The organism is Brevibacillus brevis (assembly GCF_022026395.1).
Taxonomy (GTDB): domain Bacteria; phylum Bacillota; class Bacilli; order Brevibacillales; family Brevibacillaceae; genus Brevibacillus.
Window position 1 is genome coordinate 1,763,164 of the sequence record NZ_CP041767.1, and the last position, 18,589, is coordinate 1,781,752.

17 protein-coding genes are annotated in these 18,589 nt (G+C 46.1%); 13 read left to right on the forward strand and 4 right to left on the reverse strand.

The annotated features are described in order from the left end of the window. Positions 1-12: 12 nt before the first annotated feature. Both sdhA and sdhB read left to right on the forward strand, forming a co-directional pair. Positions 13-1,770 carry a succinate dehydrogenase flavoprotein subunit gene (sdhA, locus tag FO446_RS08835; RefSeq protein WP_173608606.1) on the forward strand — a complete coding sequence of 586 codons (1,758 nt, stop codon included), beginning with the start codon at positions 13-15 and terminating at the stop codon, positions 1,768-1,770. 18 nt (positions 1,771-1,788) lie between these two features. Beyond that, positions 1,789-2,538 carry a succinate dehydrogenase iron-sulfur subunit gene (sdhB, locus tag FO446_RS08840; RefSeq protein ID WP_012685406.1) on the forward strand — a complete coding sequence of 250 codons (750 nt, stop codon included), beginning with the start codon at positions 1,789-1,791 and terminating at the stop codon, positions 2,536-2,538. A 566-nt stretch (positions 2,539-3,104) separates the two neighbouring features. On the opposite strand, the gene FO446_RS08845 is transcribed toward sdhB, so the two are convergent. Then, complete coding sequence (locus FO446_RS08845) at positions 3,105-3,545, reverse strand: MarR family winged helix-turn-helix transcriptional regulator (protein ID WP_173608605.1); 441 nt, start codon at positions 3,543-3,545, stop codon at positions 3,105-3,107. A gap of 190 nt (positions 3,546-3,735) precedes the next feature. Between FO446_RS08845 and FO446_RS29015 the strand changes: the two genes are divergently transcribed. The 10 genes from FO446_RS29015 to FO446_RS08900 all read left to right on the forward strand — a co-directional run bounded on the left by FO446_RS29015 (position 3,736) and on the right by FO446_RS08900 (position 15,538). Then, positions 3,736-7,467 (forward strand): S8 family serine peptidase, encoded by a 3,732-nt coding sequence (locus FO446_RS29015; protein ID WP_221867749.1) that lies wholly within the window; start codon positions 3,736-3,738, stop codon positions 7,465-7,467. A gap of 72 nt (positions 7,468-7,539) precedes the next feature. Next, positions 7,540-7,938, forward strand: coding sequence for a hypothetical protein (locus FO446_RS08860; protein WP_221867750.1), 399 nt, complete (start codon positions 7,540-7,542; stop codon positions 7,936-7,938). Positions 7,939-8,030: 92 nt separating this feature from the next. After that, positions 8,031-8,489 (forward strand): chemotaxis protein CheX, encoded by a 459-nt coding sequence (locus FO446_RS08865; RefSeq protein WP_056497752.1) that lies wholly within the window; start codon positions 8,031-8,033, stop codon positions 8,487-8,489. 73 nt (positions 8,490-8,562) lie between these two features. After that, on the forward strand, positions 8,563-9,087 hold the full coding sequence (locus FO446_RS08870; RefSeq protein WP_173608603.1) for a hypothetical protein: 525 nt from the start codon (positions 8,563-8,565) through the stop codon (positions 9,085-9,087). 20 nt (positions 9,088-9,107) lie between these two features. Then, positions 9,108-11,198 (forward strand): ABC transporter transmembrane domain-containing protein, encoded by a 2,091-nt coding sequence (locus FO446_RS08875; RefSeq protein ID WP_237900411.1) that lies wholly within the window; start codon positions 9,108-9,110, stop codon positions 11,196-11,198. Positions 11,199-11,230: 32 nt separating this feature from the next. After that, positions 11,231-11,755 carry a GNAT family N-acetyltransferase gene (locus tag FO446_RS08880; RefSeq protein WP_173609130.1) on the forward strand — a complete coding sequence of 175 codons (525 nt, stop codon included), beginning with the start codon at positions 11,231-11,233 and terminating at the stop codon, positions 11,753-11,755. Positions 11,756-12,105: 350 nt separating this feature from the next. Next, positions 12,106-12,969, forward strand: coding sequence for an ABC transporter permease subunit (locus tag FO446_RS08885; protein WP_173608601.1), 864 nt, complete (start codon positions 12,106-12,108; stop codon positions 12,967-12,969). Positions 12,970-13,003: 34 nt separating this feature from the next. Further along, complete coding sequence (locus FO446_RS08890; protein WP_237900413.1) at positions 13,004-13,927, forward strand: ABC transporter permease; 924 nt, start codon at positions 13,004-13,006, stop codon at positions 13,925-13,927. 44 nt (positions 13,928-13,971) lie between these two features. Next, positions 13,972-14,895, forward strand: coding sequence for an ABC transporter permease (locus FO446_RS08895; protein ID WP_173608599.1), 924 nt, complete (start codon positions 13,972-13,974; stop codon positions 14,893-14,895). Between the two features lie 421 nt (positions 14,896-15,316). Further along, positions 15,317-15,538 (forward strand): helix-turn-helix domain-containing protein, encoded by a 222-nt coding sequence (locus FO446_RS08900; RefSeq protein WP_003387736.1) that lies wholly within the window; start codon positions 15,317-15,319, stop codon positions 15,536-15,538. 871 nt (positions 15,539-16,409) lie between these two features. Here FO446_RS08900 and FO446_RS08905 read toward each other — a convergent pair. The 3 genes from FO446_RS08905 to FO446_RS08915 form a co-directional block, all read right to left on the reverse strand. After that, positions 16,410-16,853, reverse strand: coding sequence for a hypothetical protein (locus FO446_RS08905; protein WP_173608598.1), 444 nt, complete (start codon positions 16,851-16,853; stop codon positions 16,410-16,412). Between the two features lie 228 nt (positions 16,854-17,081). Next, on the reverse strand, positions 17,082-17,483 hold the full coding sequence (locus tag FO446_RS08910) for a YkvA family protein (RefSeq protein ID WP_173608597.1): 402 nt from the start codon (positions 17,481-17,483) through the stop codon (positions 17,082-17,084). 122 nt (positions 17,484-17,605) lie between these two features. Then, positions 17,606-17,989, reverse strand: coding sequence for a hypothetical protein (locus tag FO446_RS08915; RefSeq protein ID WP_237900415.1), 384 nt, complete (start codon positions 17,987-17,989; stop codon positions 17,606-17,608). A gap of 416 nt (positions 17,990-18,405) precedes the next feature. On the opposite strand from FO446_RS08915, the gene FO446_RS08920 reads away from it, so the two are divergent. Next, entirely contained in the window at positions 18,406-18,561 is a 156-nt protein-coding gene (locus tag FO446_RS08920) for a hypothetical protein (protein ID WP_229087990.1), read from the forward strand. Positions 18,562-18,589 lie beyond the last annotated feature (28 nt).

Here is an 18,589-nt window from a genome sequence, read left to right on the forward strand (position 1 = left end):
GGGACAAAACTCATGGCAAAAGGTAAACTGATCATTGTCGGTGGAGGTTTGGCCGGCTTGATGGCTACCATCAAAGCAGCAGAAAAAGGCGTTCCTGTTCAGCTGTTCTCCCTGGTTCCGGTAAAACGTTCCCACTCTGTCTGTGCGCAGGGCGGTATTAACGGTGCGGTAAATACCAAAGGGGAAGGCGACTCCACATGGGAGCACTTCGACGATACAGTATATGGCGGAGATTTCTTGGCAAACCAACCGCCAGTTAAAGCAATGTGCGATGCAGCACCTGGCATCATCTATATGTTGGACCGTATGGGCGTTATGTTTAACCGTACGCCAGAAGGTCTGTTGGACTTCCGTCGTTTCGGGGGAACCAAGCATCACCGTACCGCTTTTGCGGGTGCGACAACTGGACAACAGCTCTTGTACGCATTGGACGAACAAGTACGCCGTTATGAAGCTGAAGGTCTGGTAACCAAGTACGAATATTGGGATTTCCTCGGAGCCGTTTTGGACGATACAGGAACCTGTCGCGGGATTACTGCACAAAACATGCGTTCCGGTGAAATTCAATCCTTCCGTGCGGATGCCGTTATTTTGGCAACAGGCGGACCTGGTATCATCTTCGGTAAATCGACGAACTCGATTATCAATACAGGTACAGCAGCGTCTGCGGCGTATCAACAAGGGGTTATCTACTCCAATGGTGAGATGATCCAAATTCACCCAACTGCAATCCCGGGCGACGACAAGCTTCGTCTGATGTCCGAGTCTGCTCGTGGTGAAGGTGGTCGTGTATGGACGTACAGAGACGGTAAGCCTTGGTACTTCCTGGAAGATAAATACCCTGCATACGGAAACCTGGTTCCGCGTGACATCGCGACTCGCGAAATCTTCTCCGTTTGCGTAGACATGAAGCTGGGTATCAACGGCGAAAACATGGTATACCTCGACCTGTCCCACAAAGATCCAAAAGAACTGGATGTAAAATTGGGCGGTATTATCGAGATTTACGAAAAATTCGTTGGGGATGACCCACGTAAAGTTCCAATGAAGATTTTCCCTGCGGTTCACTACTCCATGGGCGGTATGTGGGTAGACTACAACCAAATGACCAATATCCCTGGTTTGTTTGCAGCAGGTGAGTGCGATTACTCTCAGCACGGTGCAAACCGTTTGGGTGCGAACTCCCTCTTGTCCGCAATCTATGGCGGTATGGTAGCAGGTCCAAAAGCGATCGAGTACATCAAAGGCTTGAACCAATCCTCTGATGATCTGTCTTCCACGCTCTTCGACGGCTTCACAAGCAAAGAGCAAGCGAAATACGACAGCATCCTGAAAATGGACGGAACAGAAAATGCTTACCTGATCCACAAGGAACTGGGTGAGTGGATGACTGACAACGTAACGGTAGTTCGTTACAACGACCGTCTGCAAAAAACGGATGATAAGATCGTTGAACTGATGGAACGCTACAAGAAAATCAACATCAACGATACGAATAAATGGAGCAACTCTGGTGCGGCGTTTACCCGTCATCTGTGGAACATGCTCGTACTGTCCCGCGCGATCACAATCGGTGCGCTCAAGCGTGACGAGAGCCGCGGTGCTCACTACAAGCCTGACTTCCCTGAGCGTGATGACGAAAACTTCATGAAGACGACAATGGCGAAGTTCAATGCTGAAACGACTGCGCCTGAAATCTACTATGAAGACATCGACGTATCCCTGATCGCACCACGTAAACGTGACTATACGTCTGACAAGAAGCATTAAGAGAGGAGGAAACTGATCATGGCAGAAAAATTGATTCATTTGATTATCACTCGTCAAGATAGCCCTGACAGCACTCCGTACAAGGAAGAGTTCAAAATCCCTTACCGTCCTGGTATGAACGTGATCAGTGCTTTGATGGAGATTCAACGTAATCCACTCAACGCACAAGGTCAAAAAACGTCTCCAGTAAACTGGGAATCGAACTGCTTGGAAGAAGTATGCGGTGCGTGCTCGATGGTTATTAACGGAAGACCGCGTCAAGCGTGCTCGGCACTGGTTGATAAACTGGAACAGCCGATTCGTCTTGAGCCAATGAGCACCTTCCCTGTACAGCGTGACTTGTCGATTGACCGCAGCCGCATGTTCGATGCGCTGAAACGCGTAAAAGCGTGGGTTCCAATCGATGGTACGCATGATCTGGGGCCAGGTCCTCGCATGCCGGAAGTTGAGCGTCAATGGGCGTACGAGCTTTCGAAGTGCATGACGTGCGGTGTTTGCTTGGAAGCTTGCCCGAACGTGAATGCGAAGTCTGACTTCATCGGTCCGTTTGCGATTTCGCAGGTTCGTCTGTTCAACCAGCATCCAACGGGTATGATGAACAAGCATGAGCGTCTGGAAGCTCTGATGGAAGATGGCGGTATCGGTGATTGCGGTAACTCGCAAAACTGCGTACAGGCATGTCCAAAAGGCATTCCGCTGACAACTTCGATTGCTCACATGAACAAAGAAACAACCAAACATGCAGTGAAGAAGTTCTTCTTCTCCTAATTGTTTGAAATAGATAAGGCGTGCACCGGTGATCCGGAATGCACGCCTTTTTTCCATGTCGCTGTAGTGGAGAGAAGAATATTTCCAGTCTAGGCTCCAGGCTCCGTCCTGCTGGGGTTGAGACTAGCCGCTCCGAAGGGATTTGCGGGGAAACGCAAAAGTGGTAGCCGCTTCGTCGCGTGGGCACGTTGCGTTTCTGTTGCCCGCAAATCCTTCTCCGCTGGGTGGGACTCCACAAGTCGCTACGTCTGGAAATATTCTTCTCTGTCGTGACTTACTGCATTCTTCAATCTTTTAATGCTTTTAAAACCCGTTAACACGGAAAGTTCGTAGAGGAAACAGGAGAAAAAAGCGAAGATCTTTGGTACACCGACCGAGACGCAATGCAAAAAGCGAAACACGCTCTTAAGCGTCCACCTCTGAGAAGCATCCTGAAAGGATCACTTTGGACGCGGTTTCGCTTTTTGCATGGAGTCGGGCAGTGAATCCGCCAGCGGGTGGGACAAGAATCTGAGCGTTTTCTCCTGTTTTCTCCCCACCACAATATCAACGTGCAAGGAGTTTATTCAATTCGACTCGATAACCGCCGCCACCGCCAGCTTTTCAAAGATGCTGACGAACTGCTGGAGTTCATCCTCGCTGAGGTGAGAAAACATTTTATTTAGTTGTTCTCTCCGATTCTGCTTGGCTACTTGCAAAATTTTTTTGCCAGAATCACGCAAGCTGATATAAACGACTCGGCGATCTTCCTCATCACGATCACGGGCGACGAAGCCGTGTTTATCCAAACGGTCGACCATTGCTGTGATTGCGCTTGGTTTGACCCCCATTGATTCAGCCAACTCTCCAACCGTGCATTGTTCCTTCTGTTCCAACTGATGAAGAATGTAAAATTGTGGGCCAGTTAAACCAGAGACAGGTTCAGCTAATTGCGTTCCCATCGTGCGCATAATGGTACGAAACGCCTCCTGCAAGCGCTCAAGCGTATCTGTAGAAGGGGAGGGCATTGCTCGTATCATCTCCTTATTTGATCTATTTCTTCGTGAGCAAGAATATTTGATATGTAATATTTAATGCACTTAAATATAGGCAGAAAACACATCGTTTGTCAACCTTCGCGAAAAGAAGGGAATACCCAAGCGATTCCTAGTGAAAACTGAAAACATAATGGAATGACTTCCAGCAAGGGGGCAAACGATGAAGAAAAAGGTATGCAGCATTGGATTGATATTGGCTTTGCTTCCCGCAACGACTGTGAGCACAACAGCGTTTGAAGGAACGGCGACCATTCGTACGCAGATTTTACAGGATCTCGCGGATATGCACCAGCCATTACATACAGGCAAGGCGGACAAGGAATATAAAGCGAAAGCAGATGAATGGCAACGACAAGAACTGCTACTGCGAGGTGAGCAATTAAAATCCGCGCCTGTCGATTCGCTGGAAATGATTGAGGCGACTAAGGCTTGGGAGGAAGCGGGGGTAAAAGGGGAAGGGATGCTCGTTTCCGTGATCGATACGGGAGTCAATCCGCGTCACCCTGATTTGCCTGCCCCACATGATAAGCGTTCAGCCATGCAAAAATCAGGCTCTTCCCAGAAGGTGATTCCTGGCTTTAACTGGGCTGACCGTACGCAAACAACGGAAGACGTATCGGAATCCCAGCATGGTATCCATGTGGCGGGAATTATTGGTGCGAACGGAAAAGTAAAAGGGGTTGCTCCCGAAGCACAGCTCATTAGCCAAAAAGTATTTTCCAACTATCAAAGCGAGGTACCTGGGCTAGGTGAATCGATTTTATTTGCAATCAATGATTCCATTACGAAAAAAGCAGATGTCATCAACTTGAGTCTCGGTTCCTCAGCGGGTTATGTGGATGAAACAAATGTAGAGCAAATGGCTGTGAAGCGAGCAGTCGATAATGGGATCGTAGTAGTGGCAGCCGCCGGCAATGATGCGTATTTCGGCAGTGATAAGGTACGAGCACAGAATCCGGATATCGCCATGATCGGTTCTCCAGGCTTGAGTCCTGATGCGTTTTCAGTTGCTTCTGTCAACGCTACAGCACTGGCTGGCTATAGCTTTACGGTGCAAGGAGTACCCGGTATGGAGAAAGTCGTGTATTTATCGGGCTATGTGGAAGGCGGGGGTGCAATAAACCCAGTCATGACGCTGATGAAGCCGTATCCGCTCGTCTATATGGGGAAAGGGAAGAAGGAAGACTACAATGTTTCCGTAAAAGATAAAGTGGTATTGCTCGAGAGAGGGGACATTTCATTTGACGAAAAGCTGCGTCTCGCCAAAGAAGCAGGAGCAGTTGGTGCTGTCATCTACAACAATGAAATGGGACCACTGATTATCAGTGCGGAGCATGCCAAACAAATCCCGGCTGTTTCAATTTTGAAGCACATGGGCGAGCAAATGGCACAAGCGATTAAAAAAGGCAAGAAAGTGACCGTCTCCTTTAACGGTGAATATGGACAAAATCCAATGCCCTACCCAGACGGTGGAACGATCTCTGCTTTTTCATCATGGGGACCAACGCCCGATTTGCAGTTCAAACCGGAGATTGCAGCTCCAGGTGGGGGCATCTTGTCACTCACGCGAGAGTCTGAATATGCCGTGAAAAGTGGTACTTCAATGGCGACGCCACATGTGGCAGGCGGAATGGCTTTGCTGAAGCAAGGCTATCTCAAGCAAGGGCGGAACCTACAAGGCAGATCGCTAGTCGATACGTTAAAGGCTGCGGCTATGAATACAGCAGAGCCGATTATCGATCCGCAAATCAGCGTTGCAGCAGCGGATAAAGAGAAAGCAAAAAAAGTACCTTACAGCCCACGGGTTCAAGGGGCAGGTGTGATGCAAATCGCAAAAGCGATCAAGACCCCAGCCATCGTTGTGACTGCAAAAGGAAAAGCAGGCGTCTCGTTAGGAGAGATCGGGAATTCAACGACCTTTTCTCTGTTTATCAATAACAAGTTTGGCAAAAAGCCGATTACGTATCAACTGCAAAATGAGTTTGGCGTCTTGACCGACTTGCGCAAGAATGGGATCAACATGCTGACCGATACTCTTTTCGAGGGGGCAGAACTGCAATTTTCAGCACCGAAGATTACCGTTGCCCCAGGGAAGTTAGAGGAAGTGAAGGTAACGCTCACGATTCCGCAAGGCTCCGCACGCAATCAATTTGCAGAAGGATTTATTTCCTTTCAACCAGATGATAAGGAGCTGCCTACGTTGCGCACGCCGTTTTATGGCTTCTATGGCGATTGGGATGAACCAAGGATTATGGATCAGCCCGTATGGGAGGCAGAAAGCCAGGAAAAACGCACAGGTGTCAAGACAACCTGGTATCATGATAAACGCAATGACAAGTGGCGCTATCGCGATTATCTAGGAGTTTCAGGTGTTAAAGCCGATGGCGGTGCGAAAGTCGATCCCAATCATATCGCCTTTTCGCCAAACGGGGATGGGCATTATGATGTCGCTGCTCCTTCGATTACGTTTTTGCGGAATGCCCGTCATATTATCGTCGAAGTAACAGACCAGTCAGGCAAGCCGATTCGCACTCTTGTTCGTGATGAAAAGGTGAGCAAGTTCGACCAATCCAAGCTGGGGACCCCATACTATTATACGGAAAAGGAAGCGTGGAGCTGGGACGGAAAGATCTTTTCACCGCAAAAAGGCGCCTATATACAGGCACCTGATGGGCAGTACCAATTCTCCATTAAGGCCAAAATAGACGATCGCAATGCAAATTGGCAATCGATGACACTTCCCATCCGTGTGGATACAAAAGCTCCTGTAATTACAGCTTCTGTGTCAGGAAATCGGGTTCAGTGGAGTAGCCGTGATAAAGATATCCAGGCCTATTTCCTTTATGTAAACGGCAAAAGAGTAGGAGGCCCCTATTCTCCAAAAGTGTCCAGCACACTCATTAATCAGCCGGATAAAAAAATGAGTGTGGTAGCGTATGATTACGCGGGGAATATCAGTGTGGCACATATAAACGGGAAAAGCGACAGCACCCCGCCATTTGTGGAGTTTCCGGATGATTTGTTTCCTTATTTGAAAATATCCAAGCAGCCGGATGTGGCCTTCAGGGGCAAAGTGACAGGCGAGGATATGATGGACAGAGTGCGCTTGTCGATTAACAAAACGCCTGTAAAGCTGGCGACGGATGGATCATTTGAAACCATCCTGCGATTAACGGAAGGCCTCAATTATGTGATGTACAGTGCAATGGATATGTATGGAAACAAGCGCCAATTCACACAGCGGGTCATCGTCGATACGAGTCCTCCGACATTGCAATTGCTAAACGATGGCAGCGAAGACGTACAGTTCGATCCAGCAACCAAGAACATGCTGGTTCCAGTCCGCTTCATGTACAGAGATCAAACCTACAAAGGTCAGGTAAGTATCAACGGGCAAATCGTGTCCTACTTTGAAGAAGAGCAATTGGAAATCCCTGCGCAAAAATACGTAACGCAAATGTTGAGTATGAAGCAGGGAGAAAATCGCATTTTACTCGAAGGAAAAGACGGCGCAGGCAATCAAAGCATGCTAATGGTGTATGCGTATGTGGATGCAAATGCAGGGGCTGTTGTCATAAGCAATGGGGAGCAGCGTATATCCTACAAGGCGCGAACAGTGCCAGCTCCGACGATACAGCTTCCTAACAAACAGCTGGAAGGGCAGGAAGGCGAAACGCTGCCCATCGAAGGGAAAGTGACAGGTGCTGGTGCTGTTAACCTCCAAATCAACTACGGATCAAAGAGCTTTCAGACCAACGCGAATGATCATGGGCTTTTTCGCTTGGTGCTTCATGAGGTAGAGGAAGGCAAGCAAAAACTGACGGTTGTTGCTACCGATGCGCTGGGTAGGGAAGCCCGAGCGGAGATGAACGTCGTCGGAAAGAAAAAATAGGCTAGCTGGCTCGTCAGTAGCAGATAAACGGCTATTGCCGGGCCAAATTTTTTTTTTGGAGGATACTATTTGATGTTTTACCACGGGATCAATTGGGAATATGTTACGAGAGAGTACCCAGTGCTCTCACCGAGAAGGACAGCCAGAAGGAAGCGTGGGGCAGAGCAATTGTTGGATCGCATTCATCTGATCGAACAATTCGGTTTGGAGCCTGTTCATTTGCTTGAGGCCGATGAGCATTACGATGATGTCCGCTGTATACAGGAATGCTTGGAATTTGGGGATACTGTTTTTGCCTTTGATCAAGTCGAGCTACCGATGTGGCAATTGAGTAAGCATGAGGTCGGTGTAGAAATATTAGACTTGCGAACGTGCACGACCATCTATACCATTCGTCATGAGACAAAAGTAGAGGATTATTTTCCCGGTATACCTTGTTTTCGTGACCTTATGCCTATGAAGTTTTCGTAATCCTATTGCATCTGCCAAAAAGCGACATTATGATAGTCCTATACGAGTACAACCTCTAAGAGTGAATTGCCCGGGAAAGGAAGAGAATGCAGATGATAGTCCAGTACCTTGATCCATTTCTTGAATCAGCTTCGTCCGTGATTCAACAAGTATGCAATGTCGACATTTCGCGTGGAGAGTTAGCTGAAAGAGAATGGAGCCATGTAGAAGGCCATACATGGATTCGAATCGGAATGACAGGCCAATTACAAGGTGAGGTCTTTTTCGGTCTGCAAGAGGAATTGGCTTTGCGCATTGTCTCGGCCATGATGGGCGGCTATCCCGTGCAAGAGATGGATGAGCTCGGTAAAAGTGCCATTTCCGAGTTAGGGAACATGATTTCCGGGAATGCGAGCACGCTTTTATCCAATCGAGGTGTTATTGTAGACATTACCCCGCCCTTATTTCTACACCAGCATGACTTGAAAGACATGGCAGGGACAGCATTGACTGCACCGCTCGATCTTCATGACATGGGCAGACTGGATATTCAAATAATTGTGATAAGATAGGGCGGCTAATGGCCGTCTTTTTTGTGAAGGATACGTACCCACGCTTTATCATTCAAAGGAGGGATAAAAAGAGATGGATCATTACTTCTCGATTTGCTCAGCTGAGATGTATTACGAGAAATACATGGCCTTTTTATTGGAAAATTACGACCAGCTTCGCATGCCATATTCCTATCCTGTGGCGCTCAGTTTTCTGGCGAGTCCTGTTTTACTGGAGGGGAAAGCATTTCTTTGCTTCAACGATGACGATGAAGTGATCGGTGCCTTTTCATATATTTACGGGACAGGTGAAAATCAGTACGAAGACAAGCATATCGTTCAAATTCAGGTGGTCTATTTTTTGGAACAGTATCGCAGCAGTCGCCTTTTTTTGCACGCCCTTCAGTATGTAACCGAGTATATTGCCTATATGGAGGAGGACGTGAAGGAGTTTCGATTCTGGGCTTCCTCGGACGACTCTTTACGCAAATTGTTTACCAAGATTGCAGAACGGGTAGCTTCTGTGGAAACGACAAACGGTCCATTGGATGAATATCGCGCATCTTTTTTGGCTTGGCAATCCTATGCAGCACGGTTTCAACATGAACCATTTTTCTAATCCAAGAAGGAGACGTCACGATGCTGTTCGTCATCAAAAACCTGTTTAGCTACATACGCCCCTATAAGCTCCTGAGTTCCCTTTTTTTCCTCACGCTTGCTCTCGATCTGCTTTTTTTATCCTTGGCACCTCTCAGTTTCCAGATGATCATTGATAAAGCGATTGTTCCCAAAGATATGCACGTTTTCACAGTCATCCTGTTAGTATTGGCGATTAGTGGGTTTATCTGTGTCAGCGCTGGAATAGTCAGTGATTATGTGCTGGCAAAACTAAATGCACGTGTGCAAAATGATTTGCGGCAAAAACTGTTTGCACATATGCAGCATTTGCCGGTCAGCTATTTCCACAAAACGCGTTCGGGCGAACTGGTCTCTCACTTTTCAGTGGATTTGCCTGTCATTGACAGATCGTTAGCGATTCTCTTCACGACCGGTATTCAGTCATTGGCGGTCGTGACGATTAGTACGATGGTGTTGTTTTACTTGGAATGGGTGATGGCGCTGTGTATTTTGGTGGGGGCAATCTTGATCTTCTCAGGCCCTTATTTGCTTGGCCGACGTGCCCACGCAGTCAATGCCGCATACAAAGAACAACTCGCGGCTATGACGAATGATGTCCAGGAAAACACGAGAGCGCAAATGGTTATCAAGGGCTTCAATCTGCAAGCTGTCATGATCGATAAATTCAATGAAAGACTCAAATTTTTGTTGGTCAGCAACTACCGCAAAAATTTGATGGCAGCGAAGCTGGAACGAATCCCTGCGCTATGCTTACTACTCATCAACTTTACGATTATCGGCTTCGGTTCCTATTTGGCACTCACCGGGCGAATCTCTGTCGGTTCGCTTGTCGCCTTTTTTACCATGTATACGTCGATGGGGAATGCAGTGTTTAATCTGACCTTTACGCTCCCGCTGATGACAGATGCACAAGTCAGTATGGAGCGTATCCAGAAGGTGCTGAATGAACCTAGTGAAAAAGTCGACCATTCTGCGGAACAATTGGATTTACGTACGACTGAAGTGTCCGTCAAAAATGTTACGTTTGGCTATCAGGAAAATCAGTTGTCCATCAAGCAGGTCAGCATGCAGATTCCGGCTCGGAAAAAAGTGGCAATTGTTGGCTCCAGCGGGTCTGGAAAAAGCACGATCGTTCAGCTGCTACTAGGCTTTTATCAACCTAGTTCTGGTCATATCGAGATAAACGGCACAAAACTAGATGAATGTAATCGGGGAGCCATCCGCAAGCATGTAGGGGTCGTTTTTCAGGATCACTTTCTTTTTCACGGAACAATAGCCGAAAACATCCGGCTCGGCAAACTCGATGCGACCAGCGAGGAATTGAGGATAGCTGCACAGCAAGCGGAGATCCATGACTTTATCATGTCTCTACCTGACCAGTACGAAACACTAGTTTTGGATGGGGGAAGCAACCTCTCAGGGGGACAAAGGCAGCGACTTGCCATTGCTCGAGCGATTGTGCGCAATCCTTCTCTACTCATTCTGGATGAAGCCACTTCTGCTCTCGATCCCATTTCAGAGGCTTCTATTAACAAGACTTTTACAAAGCTTTCCAGAGATCGGACTGTCATTACGGTGACACATCGTTTGTCGACGATAACGGACATGGATCAAATATTTGTGTTGGAGCAGGGGGAACTAGTGGAGCAAGGGACACATGTTCAACTGTTGCAAAAGCGGGGCTATTACAGAAGGCTATGGGACAAGCAAAGTGTTTTGACTGCGACAGAAGGTAATGCGGATGTTTTAGGTGCTGACATGCCTGATATTTTACATCTCTTCCATACCGAGACGTTTACGGCTGGACAGACGATCATTCGGGAAGGAGAAGCAGCAGAGAAGTTTCACCTCCTCGCACGAGGAAAGGTAGACGTATCCCAAGCATCTGCTGAATCTGAGGAGCAGATTCACCTTGCGATCTTGGAGGACGGGGATCACTTTGGAGAAACAGGCTTAGTAGGTGCTTTACAGACAACAACCGTGACAGCTCTCACCTCTTGTGTTGTTATGACCTTACCTTTAAAGGTATACCAGTACTTCACGTCCCAACACTCGACGGTTGGCAAGAACGTCCAACACCCGATACGTTAACCAACAGAAAAAAGAGAGGCAGTGTGCAAAGAATGCATGTCCAATTTAGAAAATGTACCAGTGACCATGATTTTGCTCAATTTACGTTATTCTTTATGCGCAATCGATTGGAATTTAGTCGAATGTTTTCCCTCAGTGATACGCTTGCTCATATTTTGACGTTTCTCCCGGATTCTCATTTGATCCTGATAGAAGGCGAGCGAGGTAAATTGGTCGGATGGGGCCATTATCAATACATGACAGCAGAAAGGCAACCAGACCCAGAGGGCGAAATTTGCTATATCCATTCCGTCATCGTCGAAGAAAAATATCGAAAAAGCAGGGTATTTCTGAAAGGCTTTCGCTATCTTATCAGACAGGTTCAAACAGAAAACGCACAAGTGAAACAGGTGACCTTTTGCGCTGATGCTGAACATGCCTATCTGAACCGGCTCTATTCGAAATTTGCACAGGTTGCAGGGGAGCAGGAGGGCTACTACGGACAAGAAAACATCTACATGTCCGAAATCAATCAGCTCGCTTCCTATCTGGGAATGGACGCAATTGACGTTAAATAAGGAAAAATGCTATTCTTAAGAAGATATTGTCAGAAGGGAGGTCTATCAGATGATTCCAATGGTACCACGTTTGAAAGATGGAGTAAGAAAACCTTTTACTGCTTCGATTCAAAATCTTCTCATGAAAAATGAGCAGCTGCGTGTAGCTACTTCTTCTACGAAGTAATCGATCAGCTATCATCTTTTTCGAATCAACTGTTCCCATGAATGGAGAAGTGGTTGACAGGCTATCCTGCTCAACCACTTTTTTATTTCTGTTTGAATAGAATTAAAAAATAAAATATTTTCTATTGTCTGGATGATTTTTAATAGATAGTGTATTGTTGGAAATAGTAAGGAGGTATGAGAGCTTGACCTATGTAAAACAATTAATTGGGATGTTTTTCCTAGTGATCGTCGTTTGCGGTGGGCCGTTCATGCTATATACGCAAAAGGAAGAAATTGTGTTCGAACCGGGAAATATCGTAGTTCATACGGTGTATCTGATTCAGCAGATTGCAGAAGGCTCTCTCGGAACCTATTATTCGGGGCAAACGGAAAGGAGCATCGCGGAGGATATCCTGCCATTTGCCATTAGCTCCTTTGAACTACTATTCGCAAGTGTTAGTGTCGCAGTCCTAGCTAGTATTATTTTTGGATTGTTATTGCAGCGCTTTCAGATTGTGCGTCAATTTCAAAAGGTTCTGAATCTGCTTGCCACGATTCCTGATTTTATCCTGATTGTTGTCTCGATTGTGGGTGCGGTCGGATTCTACAAGATGACAAACATTCGAATTATCACCCTGTCACCTGTAAGTGACTCGGAGAGTACCTGGTTTCCGATTACGCTACTGTCAATTGGACCGACGATATTCCTTATGAAGGTAGTCAGCCTGAAGTATGCACAAATCGGCGGCGAAGACTACATTAAAACAGCACTTGCCAAGGGGATGGGGATCTGGCATGTTCTCATTCACCACGTCTATAAAAATATCAAACCGTTTCTCATTGCTGATTTAAAGAAGACAATTGCGATTTCGGTAGCCAACTTGTTTATTGTCGAGTACTTATTAAACGTCGTAGGATTGACCCGCTTTATTTTCAGCAAAGATGGCGGTTACGAGTTCAATGCTGCCGTCATGGGACTGTTAGGTATTATTTTGCTATCCATTTTGGTCTATGTATTGATTCGTCTCATTCTGTATGTGATTGAACGCGCGGTTGTGTATAAATAACCCAGACTTCTTTTGGAATGAGTGAGGGTATGGTATGAGGAAACGGTTCAATTGGGCTTTATGGCTAGGCAGTATCTTGGTAGTCATTCTCATGGTTATCGGTGTAACCGGACCCTATTTGGCCCCTTATGACGTCGATTACCAGGTGAAAGTGCGCAATGAGATGGTGAACGGGAAGCAAGTGATTATTTCACCTCCTTTGGCACCCTCAAGCGAGCATCTGTTGGGTACGGATAAATGGGGCTATGATTTACTAACAAAACTGCTCCACGGGGCACCGTACACCATTTTTATTACGCTCATGATTGCGTTATTGCGATTATTGATGGGGGCATGGATCGGACTGTATATTGGAATATTGGACAAGCAGCAGCGCTGGTGGATTGCGATTGAGAACGCCTGGGGATACATGCCTATATTTATTCCTGTCTATTTTTTATTGAAAGGAATCAATATCAATCCCGAATTGCCAACGTTTACGCTCGTATTGTTTTTCATAGTGGTTGTGGCTGTGCTAGGGACGCCTTCGGTAGCTGCGTCCATCCGTCAAAAAACGGAGCAAATCAAGGAATCGCAGTACGTTTTAGCTGCGACTTCGCTGGGGGCCGGGCGGGATCAGATCATCTTTCGACACATCCTACCGCATTTGAAGGAGCATCTGGTCATTGTCCTGGTAACAGAGATGATCGCCACCATGACGTTGATGGGGCTTCTCGGAATATTTGGTCTTTTTGTAGGCGGCACGATTATGTACTATGACCCAGTTGAGTATCACTCGACCACACATGAATGGGCAGGACTGCTCGGGACTTACCGAAACTTTGTCTACACGAATTACACGTGGATTTTCCTGATCCCACTTGCTGCTTATCTGGTTGCAATTGGTTCCTTTAGTCTACTGGCCAAAGGATTGCGTGATAAATTCGAACAGACGTATAGTCGTACCCCATTTATTTAAGCAGCTGGTCAATTTTCAGCATGAGAGATAAGTGAGGTTTTTGAATGAAAAGACGATTCCATTTTTCTTTATGGCTAGGCAGTATTTTCGTGCTCGCTCTGATGGTGATCGCTGTGGTGGGTCCTTACTTGGCTCCCTATGATCTGGAATATCAGGCGAAGATGCGTCAGGAGATTGTGAACGGGAAACAAGTCATGGTCTCTCCACCCTTACCACCGTCAGAGGAACATCTGCTCGGCACGGACAAATGGGGGTATGATTTACTAACCCTCTTGCTCCATGGAGCGCCATACACTGTTTTTATTACCCTTGCGATCGCATTCATTCGCGTGTTACTTGGTACATGGATTGGACTCTATATCAGTATTCAAGATAAAGAGCAGCATTGGTGGATGGCGATTGAAAATGCATGGAGCTATATGCCTGTGTTTATCCCCGTGTATTTTCTTTTGAAAGGGATCAATGTGAACTCCGAGCTGCCGACTTTCACGCTGGTTCTGCTATTCATAGGGCTTGTCTCTGTCCTTGGAACTCCTTCTGTAGCCTCTTCTGTGCGTCAAAAGGCCGAACAAATTAAGGAATCCCAATACGTCTTGGCTGCCATTTCACTGGGAGCTGGACGGAATCAAATCGTCTTTCGCCACATCTTGCCACATTTGAAGGAACAGCTCATTATTATCTTGGTGACAGAAATGATCGCTGTCATGACTTTGATGGGGCTTCTCGGCATATTTGACCTGTTTGTTGGTGGAACCAAAATGACCTTTGACCCGATTTTGTATCATTCTATTACACACGAATGGGCCGGGTTGCTCGGGTCTTATCGAGGCTTTATTTACAGTAACTATACGTGGATTTTTCTCGTACCGCTGGGGGCATTTATGATCGCCATTGGATCGTTTAGCTTGTTGGCAAAAGGGTTGCGTGATAAGTTCGAACAAACGTATAGTCGTACTCCTTTTATTTAAGGTGTGGTGCCCTTGGTTTTTACGAATCAAGGGCACTTTTGGTTGATCCGGTTAAAAATAGTGGAATGGAAGCCGAATTGTAGGGAGCAGTATATGTGTCGGCTGAATAGACTGGAGTGTCGGGGGCGGTGTTGGCCTTGGGTTCCGATGGCAATCTCATCAGGCGAGGCGAACTCGTCGCGATCTGAACGGGGGACAACTGGCGACCATCGTCGTCTCGAACGGAAAAATTCACGGCGGATGTCGAAGAGGTTTCTCAGCGGTGTTCGGAACCCATTGCCCATTTTCTGAATAGGATGTAAGGCAAAAGCCTAAAATCCTTGAAATTCCGGCACCATCACCCACCCCCCATCATAGGATAAGGTGACTCTGTAATCCCTCAACCTTGTTCCTGTAGAGCCCACAAGGAGGGGTGGCACGATTGAAGGGTAGCGACCAAACCAAGCCGTTGTTAACGAATCGCGAAAGAGAAGTGTTTGAACTCTTGGTCCAAGATAAGACAACCAAAGAGATTGCCGGACAACTCTTCATCAGCGAAAAGACTGTGCGCAATCACATTAGTAATGTCATGCAAAAATTAGGTGTCAAAGGTCGATCTCAGGCAGTAGTCGAACTCGTTCGACTTGGTGAACTAGAGATTTGAACCCAGTCCACCCAGCCTCCCTTTTCTTCCCTTGGTTGGAAGGGAGGGTTTTTTTATATTCAACGATTTATCACTAGCTTCATTTGATAAATCGCCCTCCTAGAAACTAATCTTGCAGATGATATATGTACCAGGCGGTTCTTCATCTAATATTCCGAACATGTTGTTACAAACCCGTGAGCTGATGCCGATTGCATTTCGACGTCAGCTCGCGGACTAGATGCATTGCCATGTGCTCTTTGTTTTAGCCAATTTTCCTGATCACTTTCGAATTTCCACCTGAACTGATAATGATCCATCCTTCAGGAACAGGCGAGGCTTGCAGTACCTCAATTTGCGTTCCGTTAGGAGCACTGGAAACCAGAGGTCAATTGTTGCAGCAGGTCTTGCAAAAAAAAGAAGCGACTATCATCCTTTTCACGAAATACCAATATATACCATTTTATCGCAAAAACAATCCTCGCAACTTTAGGGGAAATTGTCGAATAGAGTTAAGATTGACAATATCTCGAGGTGCCACATGGAGGCAGTTGTGCGATTTGGCCAGATGAGAGCATTAAAAGAATAGAAAAGCGCCCAATTTCTCCGAGACGTGTATGGAAGGCTCCAATGCTCCGCTTCCATTCGCGGTAATTAGATTCTCGTCACGGACAGTTTGAGCCTACTTAATGTTGATCTCCTCTGTATTTTGGGGCTCCTTGCTTCTCTGCATTCGGTTATTGTATTGGAAAAAACGGACTGGACTCTTCCAGGATGGTAAGGAATGGAACCAGTTTCCCGGAGCAATTTAACGTAAGAGTAAAAGGGTGAAATAAACAATAAAATAAAAAGAGGCCTCCAGTAGGAAGCCTCTATCAATTAGCGGGATGGTTTATGGAGTGGTGACTTTAACTGATCCGCTGACTTTGCCAACGCCACTGTTGTTTACTCTAATATAGTATTCACCTGGTGGTAATACCTGGGTGCTGGTAAAGCTGAATGCACCTGTTCCTTCAAATCGTTCACTACCATAGGATGTAGCAGTACCGTCATAATGTGGTTTCATTATTTTATAAGAGACCACAGGAGTACCAGTAGCAGCACCATTACCTCGCTGAGTCACATTTAGAGTAATTTTAGTGGGTGTAGTAATGTAAATCCCTTGAAGATCTGCAAAGCTCCTGTTACTTAGTTCTGCAAAGGTACTATCAAGTAATAACGTAGCTGGAGCTACTGTATTCGATGACTGTTGGGAATTGGCGGCTAGTGTATCTGAGGGCAGAAAAAAGGATACAGAAAGTACTGTCACCAAAGCAGCTTTACCAAACCGTTTCAATTCTATCATCTCCTGTCCGCATTTTCTATTAAACATTACCAATATTTACAATTTATTACAATGTTTTTCGTTACGAAATAACTTTGCTTTCAATTGGTACGATGAACCCTAAGGAGTGACTTGAACCCAGTCCACCCAGCTCCCTTTTCTTCCCTTGGTCGGAAGGGAGAGTTTTTTTTGCTCAAGCATTTAATCACAATGTGTAGGGAGGAAAGTGAAAGCCGTCAATCATGAAAAAAGCAATTTGTAGAGGTACCAACATACCCCAATTCCAAGGAGAATCCAAATGAGAATGAAAAGTACGCCAATAATCCAATTTTTCGGTTTACCTTTAGTGAGAAGCTGTTGAGCTTTTTCTCGACAATCACTAATCACTGGTTTAGGTATAAGCTTTAATGCTAGCCATATCCCTAGTGGAACTAAAATGATGTCATCCAAGTACCCCAAAATTGGGATGAAGTCAGGGATTAAATCTATCGGACTAAAGGCATATGCTACAACGAGAATTGCAAATAGTTTTGCATACCAAGAAACTCTGGAGTCCTTATATGCAAAATATAATACATATGCTTCTAATTTTAAGCTTTTGGCTTTTCTTTTTATAGTTTGAAAGAAGGTTGCTTCGGCCAACGATATCACCTCAAGAGTAATGTAACAAACGATATGGTTTCATTCAATTCAACTCCATAAAAAAAGCCTGCAGCAAGATAGGTTTCATCTTGTGCAGGTTAACAGTCGCTTAGGTGAAATTGTTAGAAAGGTCTTCTAATTACCTTAATTCTCCGTGCTCCATTGCGGATAAGCCTTTGCGCTCGTTGACGGCTGATTCTTACAAGTACTGAAATATCGGTGGAGTTTTCCACGTCAAAAACTGAGAAAAACCGACCATTAGCGAACAGTACACCTTTAAATTCAACTTTCAATCCTGGGCAAGCTCGCGGTCGTGTGTTCTGAATTATAGTACGCATTACACCTGCTCTAATGAGCGCCCTCGCTTGTTGGGGCGTCGTACGAACTGCAAAAACAGGGTCAATTTCAACTCCAGGCGCCTTTGCTTCTACTTCAACAATTAGGAAAAATCGGTCTCCAATCTGTGCAATGCTATTTGCCCCGATTGTAATCGGCTGTGTTGCCATGAGAGATATCACCTCCTTGTACCAAAATATGCAGGTGGTCACGAAGGGGACAAGGGCATCACTACAATTTTTCAAAATTGGTATTTGAACTAGACTCAAAAGCGGATGGGAAATAAAGGGCTAGTAGTAAAATACGATGTGCGTAAAGTTGACACTAGTGAGTTGGCAAACACCTGCTTTGTTCTCCGGCCAGAAATAGATGGCGCTGCAGTAGATATCTGGAAGTTACGACCAATGAAATCATGGGTGCATGATGCGTTTTTGGGGGAATTCACCAATGGGATAACAGCTAAGTGAAGAACGTGACACGACACATGATTTTATGGCGGGTGTTGAATGGTTTTACTCGATCCTAAAAGGATCGAGTAATCAAAAAGTCCCTGGCGGTCGGGGATGAGTGCTAACGGGTGGTATCGGTGGGGGATCAGGATGGAGTGGAGGGAGTGGTACAGGAGTTGGTGGGTGTGGATCCAGACTGTGTGGTGGCCAAGGGGCAGGTGGATGAGGGAATGCCCCCGGTGGCGGGAATTGTGGATCGGGTAAGTTACAATCTGGTGGACAATCAGATTTAGGTTTGGGATCGTCATTTGTTTGAATCAA